Source organism: Prosthecobacter sp. (assembly GCF_044373815.1).
In the GTDB taxonomy this organism is placed as follows: domain Bacteria; phylum Verrucomicrobiota; class Verrucomicrobiia; order Verrucomicrobiales; family Verrucomicrobiaceae; genus Prosthecobacter.
Genome location: NZ_JBIPNG010000232.1, coordinates 1 through 9,942, shown reverse-complemented (window position 1 = coordinate 9,942; position 9,942 = coordinate 1). Strand labels below are relative to the sequence as shown.

At 58.0% G+C, this 9,942-nt stretch carries 9 protein-coding genes; all 9 read right to left on the bottom strand.

The window, feature by feature from the left end; translation table 11 throughout:
• The coding region (locus ACIREA_RS18275) for a polysaccharide biosynthesis/export family protein (protein ID WP_397383769.1) at positions 1–640 on the bottom strand (640 nt) is incomplete at its 3' end.
• Positions 641–661: 21 nt separating this feature from the next.
• Entirely contained in the window at positions 662–1,873 is a 1,212-nt protein-coding gene (locus tag ACIREA_RS18270) for a hypothetical protein (RefSeq protein ID WP_397383768.1), read from the bottom strand.
• Between the two features lie 80 nt (positions 1,874–1,953).
• A complete protein-coding gene (locus ACIREA_RS18265; protein WP_397383767.1) occupies positions 1,954–2,856 on the bottom strand; it encodes a hypothetical protein in 903 nt (300 codons plus the stop codon).
• Positions 2,857–3,320: 464 nt separating this feature from the next.
• Positions 3,321–4,568 carry a glycosyltransferase family 4 protein gene (locus ACIREA_RS18260; protein WP_397383766.1) on the bottom strand — a complete coding sequence of 416 codons (1,248 nt, stop codon included), beginning with the start codon at positions 4,566–4,568 and terminating at the stop codon, positions 3,321–3,323.
• A 38-nt stretch (positions 4,569–4,606) separates the two neighbouring features.
• Positions 4,607–6,223 (bottom strand): VanZ family protein, encoded by a 1,617-nt coding sequence (locus ACIREA_RS18255; protein ID WP_397383765.1) that lies wholly within the window; start codon positions 6,221–6,223, stop codon positions 4,607–4,609.
• On the bottom strand, positions 6,220–7,329 hold the full coding sequence (locus tag ACIREA_RS18250; RefSeq protein ID WP_397383764.1) for a glycosyltransferase family 4 protein: 1,110 nt from the start codon (positions 7,327–7,329) through the stop codon (positions 6,220–6,222). Before ACIREA_RS18250 ends, ACIREA_RS18255 begins: the two co-directional genes overlap by 4 nt.
• Positions 7,326–7,784 (bottom strand): DapH/DapD/GlmU-related protein, encoded by a 459-nt coding sequence (locus ACIREA_RS18245; protein WP_397383763.1) that lies wholly within the window; start codon positions 7,782–7,784, stop codon positions 7,326–7,328. Before ACIREA_RS18245 ends, ACIREA_RS18250 begins: the two co-directional genes overlap by 4 nt.
• Complete coding sequence (locus tag ACIREA_RS18240) at positions 7,765–8,964, bottom strand: glycosyltransferase family 4 protein (RefSeq protein ID WP_397383762.1); 1,200 nt, start codon at positions 8,962–8,964, stop codon at positions 7,765–7,767. Before ACIREA_RS18240 ends, ACIREA_RS18245 begins: the two co-directional genes overlap by 20 nt.
• Before the next feature lie 10 nt (positions 8,965–8,974).
• Positions 8,975–9,942, bottom strand: a 968-nt coding sequence (locus ACIREA_RS18235; protein ID WP_397383761.1) for a glycosyltransferase family 4 protein, incomplete at its 5' end; no start/stop codon positions are given.

Sequence of the window (9,942 nt, the reverse complement as noted above, 5' to 3'; positions counted from 1 at the left end):
CATCGTCCTCACGGACATAAAACATCATGGTTTGATTTCCGGACGCCATGCTCTGGACGTCCACTTTGAAAATTCTCTCCTGACCTGCCACCACACGCTTCACGAGCACCTTCTTGAGGTTGGCGATGCGTGTCGGACCGCCGGCCAAGCCCAGCACCTGAAGGATGGTCAGGTTTTTTTCCGCCTGCAGTTCATGCGAGCCTGGCCGCTGCACCTGACCCAGAATGGTGATGCGCTGCACGGAGAACTGGGAAATGAACAGATTCACCTCCGGATGCACCAGATAGTCCTTCCGGTATTCCGCCTCGATCAGTCTCGCGGCAGACATCTGGCTCAGTCCCTGGATCTTCACGGCACCGATCAACGGACATTGAATCGTCCCATCATTCCGCACCCTGCCGCCTGCTGCCAGCTCAGGTTCATCAAACACGGAAACCTGAACCATGTCGCCTTCACGAATCTGGTAGTCGGGTGGTACGATGCTCTTTTGGGAGGATTGATTTGATGGGGCGCTGGATGGAAATGCGCCCTGTTGTTGTGCGTTCAGTGCGGGGCTTGCGGCAGCACAGCACAGAGCCAGGCAGAGGCCACGCAGGCGGCCGTTGCCGAGAATGAATGAGAGATGCTTGTGTGTGATCATAAAAAGGTGAGGTGGTTGCGCTTACCATGAGCCCGTGATGCCGGCTCCCACGAGATCACGCGCAAACGGCTGTGATCCGACCCCGGTGGAATCGTTCGTGGTGTGCTGATAGAAAACCTCCAGCGACAGATGGCGCTGCAGTGCGTACTTCAGCCAGGGCCGTGCGAATCGGACATTATCTTTGCGTGTGCCCGACACTCCGGCGAGATAGGAATGATAGGCGGAGAAATCGAAGCCGAAATCAGCTCCGACAGTGACTTTGCTGCCCAGCTGCTGCTGGATGCCCATCATCACACCTTCAGACTGAAAGTATTGTCCGCCAAGTGAGGGGGAGTTTTGCGCCCTTGCATACAGGTTGGCATACAGGGTCGTTTTGGGGCTCGCTGCATACTTGAACCCCAGCGTGCCCAGCGGCAGCGTGGCATCACCCGCAGAAGTCGTGTGGAGCATGTGTACTCCGCCGGAACCCGTGAGCGAAAGCTTTTTGGAGGCCTCATACTCCAGGCGCACGAGGTAATCCTGGCCGCTCTGATCGCCGCTCTGGTCCACCTCTTGAAGCATTTCATTGAACTGCAGGCCCAGCCTAAACCTGGGTGAGAAAGAGTAGTCCGCAAACACGCCGAACCGGTAGGTGGTGGATGAAATCAGTGCATCATAATGCGTCCGCTGAAGCTGTCCGTTCAGACCCACGCGTACCTTTTCAGAAACTTCATACATGACCTGCAATTGTGGGGAGAACTGCACCCGTGATGCCTGCCCGCCCACATCGAGATCACCGCCGGTCACTTGATGAAAAAGCCCCGAAAGCTTGATCGAGGTTTTCTTCATGCGGTAGGCCAGTGACAGCCGCAGGAAATGATTCAGCGAGTTTTGCTGGCTGTACTTGTCATAGAAGTTGAACTGCGCGTTGTAGTCCGCGAGCACCTGCAACTTGGCCTGCTCATCTCCATAGGAGTATTGAAAGCCCGGGCTGACACTGTACATCATGTCGCTCTGAACATTGGTGTTTCTCAAAAACACATTCGAATCATAGCGCCACGTGCCGGAAGTGAACACCCGCAGCTTCCAGTTCTTCAGAAGCTTCATCTGGTAGTTCATGAACTCATCCAGAAAGACATCCTCGGAGTCATTCTCATCAAGTGTGTCGAGCACCTTTTCAGAGGCTGGTGAAGCGAGCGACGCCTGAGTGCCGGCGGCTGCATCACGCATTGTCTCCTGGCCTTCCGCGTTCACGGCATGCAACATCAAGCTGCACACAAGCAGTGCGGCTGAAACTCGAAGGCGTGTTGGTTTTTTGATTTTCATCGGCTAAGTTAGGGGGTGTCGGCTGAAACAACTGGGAGTGGTTTCTGCGGGGTGGACAAATCGGGGTTCGATGAAGGGTTGGTGGGGGTAGTGCCGGGCGTGTTTGTCGGAGTGCCGCCTATTGTCGTTGTCGTGCCGCTTGATGACGGCGTGACGAGCTGTTGCTTTGATTGTGCCAGAAGATCGCTGCCACCTGAGGGTGAGCCGCCGGTGAGATTGGTGACCTTGCCAGTCTGTGTATCCACCAGATCGGCCTCGATTTTACCACCACGGTTGAACAGCCAGATCACTGAACCCTGCGGCACCTTGACCTGTCCACCCACATCGCCACCGCTGGCCGCTGCACCTTTGCCAATGCTGACCTGGCTCAAGCCTTCGCCCACGGCCACCACGGTTCTGCCTTCATCATGCTGCACTGTCCAGGTAGCACCAGTAATCTGCTGGGTCGTCTTGTCCGTCGGTTGTGTGCCGTCGTTAGCCTCGGGCGGCCCGCCCATCTTATTGACGATCACACCTTCATCAGTCACCACAGTCACTTTGATCGCTGGCTGCGTTTCTTTCGGTGTCCCTTCTGGACCTTGCGGGGCTTGATCCATGTGAAACAAGGCTTTCCCCGCGAGGATGGTGCACATCACGCTGCCCCCGCCTTCGGAATTCGTGTCCGCTCCGTCAAACCGCACTTTCGTGTCGGGATAGATCACCACATGCAGTGTCGGCAGCGGCTTCAGCGAAGCCCCGGATTCAGCACCACAGGTGATGACCGTGCCAGATCGGACACTGTCACCCTTATGTACCTGCTTTTCACCCAGGCCGCCGGTGGACACCATCACCACACCTTTAACCGCCGCAAACCGCGCCGAGACATGCGTGCCTTGCTGAGCATTCAGTGCTCCAGCGGTAAGAAATACCATCAGCCAGCACAAAGAAATAGGATGACGTAGCATTGTCAGGCTGTTGCCCAACTCCGTTTTGTCATTTGCCATGAAAACACGATTGTTTAGAATCATCATCAACTATAAAGCACAGGAATCTCCATAGAGATGCTTGCGTGGCTTAAATCTGGTTAAGGCTATGCTTATTGACAGCCCCACTTCTGAGAAGTCCCAGCCGAAATAAATCCAAAGTAATGGACTGAGTCTCTAGGAAGTACAGCATGGCTCCGCCATCAATGAAGCTCGATTCCCCAGTTCTGGCAGCGCCGCCACCAGAGGCGAGTCCCTCTCCGTTCCGTTTAGAATGACAGTAATTGCTGCATTCTCTATCCTTGGGACTCCTTGTCGATTTTCTCCCTCGATGGCATGGCTCCGCCATCAGTCATGCCGTGCGCAGCAAACGTTAGCCGTTTGCCCACACAGCGCATTCCCCTTCGTTCCGCTCAGGCAGGCAGCAGCTGCTGCATCCTCACTCCCTGGGGCACTTCGTCGAACATCTCTTCCTGCGGCATGTTTTTCCGCCAGTCCCGATGCCCTTCGGCCTCGGAATCCACCGCAGTGGAAACCGCCGCAAACCGTTCCCATTCGCCTTCGACAAACTGTTGGAAACGATCACGAAAAATCTGGGTGCTGAAGCGCTCCGCATTGCTCCTGCAGGTCAGTGCGTTCCACTCGCGCGTTTCAAATTCAGCAATCGCGCCTTGCAACGACTTAACACTCTGCTCACCAAAAAAAAGCCCCGTCTTATTCTCCAAGACAGTCTCCAGCGCACCACCGCGTCCATAAGCAATGACGGGCGTGCCGCAAGCCTGCGCCTCCAGCAGGATGATGCCAAAATCTTCCTCGCCGCCGAACACAAATCCACGTGCCTGCTCCAGATGCTGCTTCAGCACCGCCTGCGGCTGCCATCCCAGCACCTTCACATTCGGTCCCGCAAGACGGCGAAGTTTAGGAAGTTCCGGCCCGTCACCAATCACCACAAGTTCGCGGTCAGGCATCCCATTGAAAGCCTCAATGATCAGGTCCATCCGCTTGTAGGGCACCAGGCGCGATGCCGTCACATAATAGTTTTTCTTCTCATGGCAGGTGTCAAACCGCTCAATGTTGACCGGCGGATAAACCACCGTCGCATCTCTGCGGTAAACCTTTTCAATGCGGCGCGCGATGAAGCGCGAATTCGCCATGAAAGCATCCACACCCGCCGCCGTACGGCTGTCCCACATGCGGATAAAATGCAGCATGCTGCGCACGAACCACGTGAGCGGGCCGCGGTCCATCTTCGATTCCTTCAGATACTGGTTCTGCAAATCCCACGCATAACGAATCGGCGAGTGGCAGTAGCACAGATGCAGCTGCCGCGGCCCAGTGATGATGCCCTTCGCAAACGCATAGCTGCTGGTGATCACCATGTCATACCCGCTGAAATCAAACTGCTCGATCGCCAGCGGCATCAGCGGGAAGCAATGACGGTAGTACTTTTTGCCGCCTGGAAGCTTTTGCACAAACGATGTCTTGACCGGCTTGCCGTTCAGAAACTTCCGGCTCTCATCGTCCAGCGCATCAATAAGACTGAAAACATCGGCCTCCGGGTACACCTTGAGCATCTGCTCCAGCACTCGTTCAGCTCCTCCATAGACAGGGAGCCAGTCGTGGACGATGGCGATACGACGCTTGGATTGGGTGCTGTTCATGACGGTCTTTGTTGGGGTAGGGGAGTTTGGGGCAGTTTTCATGCCGCCTGTTGAATGGGGTGGGTTGCAGCCGTCTCGGATTCCTCTCGGGACTCACGGCTTGCTCTCTGCTGAATCACGGATTCGATTTTTTCCTGCACTGCATTCAGTGCGTAAGTGTCCTGCGCTGTCTGCTGCGCCTGCCGGGCGATGCCTTGCGCAAAGATGGGATCTTTCAGCAAACGCATCAAAGCGTCGGCGAGTTCGATCGCACTACCAGGATCCACCAGCAGTCCGGTCTGCTCATGCTGCACAATTTCCGCCGCACCACCGGCGCGCGATGCGATCACCGGCTTGCCGGCCAGCATGCCTTCCACAATCACGCGCCCAAAAGGCTCCGCATGCACCGAGGCATGCACCACCACATCAGCCAGGTCGAAATACGCCATCGTCTCCTTTTGAAATCCTGCAAAGTGAATTCTACCAGCAAGCTCCGGCGCATCCGCCTGCGTGTGCAACTGCAGCGCATACTGGCGGTCCTCATCCGTGAAGAGCGCATCTCCCAGCAGCACCGCATGCGCCTTAGGCACCGCTTTCAGCGCCTCCAGCAGCACATGCTGTCCCTTCCAGTGCGCCAGCCGTCCCGCCATTAACACCGTCCATGCGCCAGCCGGAATGCCAAGGCTGCCGCGTAAGTCGTCCACCTTGGCTTTTGCCGATCGTTCTGCCGGAATGTGGAACCCGTTGGGAATGACCACACACAGCTCAGCGCGACCACCGCACGCAATGAATGCCGCCTTCGTCGCCTCTGAATTCGCGATCACACTTTGCGCACATAAGTTCGCGCAATGAACCAGCGCCTGCTGGTTCAGTACGCTGAAATGGCCGTCCGCAATGATGTCATGCAGATGAAAAATCAGCGGGCGTCCCGCAAGCCGTGCCGCAGGACCACCGATGATCAAAGCCTTCGCCGTGTTCGCATACACCACATCAAATGACCGCGCCGCCTGCACAAGCTGCAACATCAGTTCCAGGATGCCCGGTATGGATCGCAGCACACGTTTCAATCCCGCCTGCTTGTCCACTGTGGATGCCTCACCACCCAGCTCAAGTACGCTCGTTTTCACGCCCACGTTTTCCAGGGCCGTGCGAAATTCACCGTCTTGAAACAAAATCACCTCGCTGTCCGCCGCGCGTGCAGCGGCGATGTCCAGCAGCATCAGTTCAGCGCCGCCCAGACGTCCCGTCTGATCAAGAAACAGCACCTGCGGCTCCTTGCTGCCCGTCTTTTTTCGGATGCCCACCAGCTGCAGCACCAAGCCCGCAACGATCCCGCCCACACAGCCAAACAAACCCGCCCACACATCCGCCATGTCCATCGCACGGCCCGGGATCGAAGATTGAATCAGCTCCAGCAGGATGTTCAGCAGCGTGATGAATCCTGTCATCAACCACACGCTTCTGAAAGCTTTCTCCAGCGTGCCAAATGCCAGCCACACCGTCATGCCCAGAATGCCGAACGCACCCAGGTTGAGCCAGAAATCCATGCGGTCGATGTACTCAGACCACCTGAAAGGCAGGAAGGTAAAACGCCGGTTTCCCATCGTTGGCTTCAGGGCCAGCCACAGTCCAGCGGCAAGCAGCAGCAGTAGTGTAATGCGTGCGATTCGTTTCATGATGTTTGGGGACGCCATCCTGCTTCGCGGTATACTTCACACACTTGTTTGGCGATCCTGTCCCAGGTGAAGCTCTTCATCACATGCTCGCGGCAGGCCTCACGCGTTGGCAGGCGCAGCGTGCCATCCAGCCACCGGCCCAGTCCATCAGCGATGTGCTCTGTGCTCGTTCCCTTTAAGACCAGGTCTTCACCCAGCCCCTCCACCGTGTCCGGCAGTCCACCCACCGGAGTCACCAGCACCGGTGTGCCGCACGCGAGTGATTCCAGCGAGATCAATCCAAAGCCTTCCAAAGCCGAGCTTGGCACGATCGAAAGATCCGCCGCCGCATACACCGTCGGCAAAGTGGCTTCCGGGATGAAGCCGAGAAATTCCACGCTCTTGGACAATCCAGCGCGCAGCACCTGCTGTTCCAGTTCTTCACGCAGGGGGCCCTGGCCGCCGATCATGAGCTTCACATCAGGATGCTGCACCGTCACCTGTCCGAAAGCCTCGATCAAAGTTTCCAGACCCATGCGCCGCGCCAGTCTGCGCACGCAGACAATGATTTTCTGCTTCTGCGGCCACAGCATGCGCTGCCGCGCTTCCACCACATCCAGCGGCTGAAACGCATCCGTTTCCACACCGCCAGGAATGACGTGCACACGCTCAGCCGGCACACCATAGCCCTGGCAGAGCTGATCACGAAACGCCTTGGATAGCACTATGAACCGATCTGCCCGGTTGTACACCGCACGCTCCAGCATGCGCTTGCACATCACCGTGTGCATCTTGCCGCCTTCACGCAGTGATTCACTGGCCCATGGCCCATGGAAATGCACCACATGCCCGTCCCAGCGACGGCCTAGCAGCGCAGGCAGCGCATAGAGCGCAAAGTGAGACGCCAGCAGCCTGCCACGCCGTGGCACCACCGCCTCGCGCACCGCCTTCCAGCGTTGCATCAGCGGTTTGTTCGCAGGGCCCAGACAGGCTGCTTTTTCAGAATCACCAAAGCCATACGCGGTCACACGCACCCCCTGGCGCACCAGCGCGTTGTTCAGCCCGCTGAAGTAGCGGTCCACTCCGCCTGCGGAGGCCTTCAAATTCATCCCAAGTTGTGCAATCATGATGGTTGGGCGACGTCGCCGATTTTGCGTGCCGGATTGCCGGCCCAGATTTCAAAGGGAGGAATGGTCTTCGTCAGCACCGATCCCGCGCCAAGCACCGATTTTTGGCCGATCGTCAGAGGCGTGTTGGGCCGTGCCACCACGATGCTGTGCGCACCGATCGTCACATCATCCTCCAGCGTGATATAGTGCGGGGAGCCGATCCAAGTTTCCGCCGCCAGTGTCACATGGTGGTAGATGCGGCACCGTTTGCCGATCCGTACCTGCGGGTGCATCACAATGCCCATCGCATAATGCTCCAAAATCACGCCATCGCCCACCTCCGCCTCAGCAGGCAGCAGGCACTTGTGCAGCGTGAAGTTCAACGTCTTCACGATGCGCGCAGGAAGTTTCCATCCTCCACGCAGCAGGTCGCGGCTCCACTTCCAGAGCAATTCAGGACTGTGCAAACGCATGGATCGAGTTAAGCGGCTGTAGTGTTTCCACCTGCCCGGCTTGCGGGTTCTTTGCTGCGGCGGTGAATGCTTCGATCATCTTCTGCGCCACCGCTGGGATCGAAATGTCACGCTCCACCCAGTGGCGGCCATTCTCCGCCAGCTGGCGTCGCAGCTTCGGTCCGCTGATCAGTTGGCGCAGCAGCACCGCCATGGCCGCCGGATCACGCTGGGTGAAAATCAGTCCGCCTTCACTCTGGCGGATGAGGTGCGGGATCTCGCCCGAGTCAGAGCCGATCACCGCCGCACCGCAGGCCATCGCCTCGGGGATCACTCGTCCAAATTGCTCTTCCCAGTTCGGCTGTGTTTCAGACGGCAGCACCAGCATGTCCATGGAGGCCAGCCATCGTGGTGTTTCATCATGCGGCACATAGCCGGCGAAGAAGATGCGGTCACGCACACCCTCATCCGTCAGCAATTTTTCAAACTCCGCCTGAAACTCACCCGTGCCCACCAGCACCATGCGCCAGTCAAGATCACGCACACGGCCCAGCGCCGCCGCCAGCGTGCGCAGGCCCTTCGGCTCGATCAGCCGCCCAACATAGCCGATCACCGGCATTTTCGTTTGCGGAAAGCGCTCCGGCGGAGTCGCTCTCAGGCGCGGATGGTAGCGCTCAGGATCCAGCGGCAGCGCGCACACCGTCTGCCTCCCACGGTAGCCCTTCGCCTGCAGCACCTCCGCCACACGGTCGGTGATCGGCAGCGCAAAGCTCGATGAATTGTACACCATCCTCTCCAGCCATGAGAACGGCACCGGATACTTCTTGTTGATGTTCTGGCATGAGTAGAAGCCAAACGGCACCCGGATCGATCGGTTGTTGGCATGGCAGACCTGGGCCGTGGCCAGCGCATACGGCTCGTGGTTCATGTAGATCACGTCCGGTTTCAGCTCGCGCAGAAAGCGCTGCCAGCGCATGCGATACACGTGAAAGATGATGCTGCCGTTTTTCCACACCGCGCAGCGGATGACCGAGTCTTCCAGTCCCTTGCAGGGCTCTTGCCGCAGCGCGTTGCCAAATTCGTCGTGCCAGCGATCCGGCACCACGAGGGTGATCTTCCAGCCCGTCTCACGTTGAACGCGGGCATACACCTCCTGGTTCAGGGCCGTGGCGGAGGAATGACTGACGATGAGAATATGCATGGCTTTGAAATCAGTTGGAGCTGTTGAGGTGGGCGCGGTAGGCGTCTTCCGTCATCTGGGCGATGCGGTCCCACGTGTAGTTCATCTCCACACGCTCACGGGCGTTCGCGCCCATGATCTTGAGATGATGAGGATATTCGCAAAGACGGCGCAGGACCGTGGCCACCTGCACCGCATCATGCTCGATGAAGTCTCCGTTTTCTCCGGGGGAGATGAAGTCCTCCGTGCCATTGATCCGTGTGGCCACCACCGGCAGTCCGCACGCCGCCGCTTCGATGGTCGCAAGGCTGAAGGCTTCATACCAGCTTGGAAACAAAAAGAAGTCCGCTGCTCCCAAGGCCTCAGGCATATCACTGCGGAATCCTCCGAAGACAATGTGATCGGCGGCACCCGAATCACGTGCCATCTGGGTGAATCTCGCACGGTCAGGGTCATCACCGGCTACAAACAACGTCAGCGGCACATCCTTAAGATGACCCATCGCCTGAATGGCAAAGTCCAGTCCCTTGCGCGCCCACTCGCCACCCGCAAAAATCGCCATGATCCTGTCCTGCGGCACGTTGTGCTTCGCACGCCATGCGCTTCGTGCCTCGGCGCTCAGTGGTTTGAAACGCACCGTGTCCGCCGCATTGGGGACGATTCGCACCTGCGCCGGGCCGATGTTGTAATGCCTCTGCAGTTCAGCAGCCACACCACGTGACACTGGCAGGAACATCGGAGCCTTGTGCCCCTCACGGTGCTGATACAGACGCTTCTCCGCCGCACACGTCGCGTTCAGATACATCCAGCGTGTGAGACGGCGTGCGGGCGATACTTTCTCAGAGCGCCCCAGCCGGTCGAGGATCAGCTTCTTCGCAGGCTGGATGTTTTGAATCGTCACCACATTGCCCCGCTGCGTGTTGCAGCCGATCGTGTGGACGATTTCAAACTGCCCCGGACGCACGCGCCGGTTCACTTCCAGGTAGTAGCTGCCAAAAT

What these genes read in the sequence shown, in the direction of transcription:
- ACIREA_RS18265 (WP_397383767.1), bottom strand. Translation starts at nt 2,856, where the DNA reads ATGGTATTTCTTACCGCTGGAGCACTGAATGCTCAGCAAGGCACGCAT.
- ACIREA_RS18240 (WP_397383762.1), bottom strand. Translation starts at nt 8,964, where the DNA reads ATGCATATTCTCATCGTCAGTCATTCCTCCGCCACGGCCCTGAACCAG.
- ACIREA_RS18250 (WP_397383764.1), bottom strand. Translation starts at nt 7,329, where the DNA reads ATGATTGCACAACTTGGGATGAATTTGAAGGCCTCCGCAGGCGGAGTG.
- ACIREA_RS18260 (WP_397383766.1), bottom strand. Translation starts at nt 4,568, where the DNA reads ATGAACAGCACCCAATCCAAGCGTCGTATCGCCATCGTCCACGACTGG.
- ACIREA_RS18245 (WP_397383763.1), bottom strand. Translation starts at nt 7,784, where the DNA reads ATGCGTTTGCACAGTCCTGAATTGCTCTGGAAGTGGAGCCGCGACCTG.
- ACIREA_RS18255 (WP_397383765.1), bottom strand. Translation starts at nt 6,223, where the DNA reads ATGAAACGAATCGCACGCATTACACTACTGCTGCTGCTTGCCGCTGGA.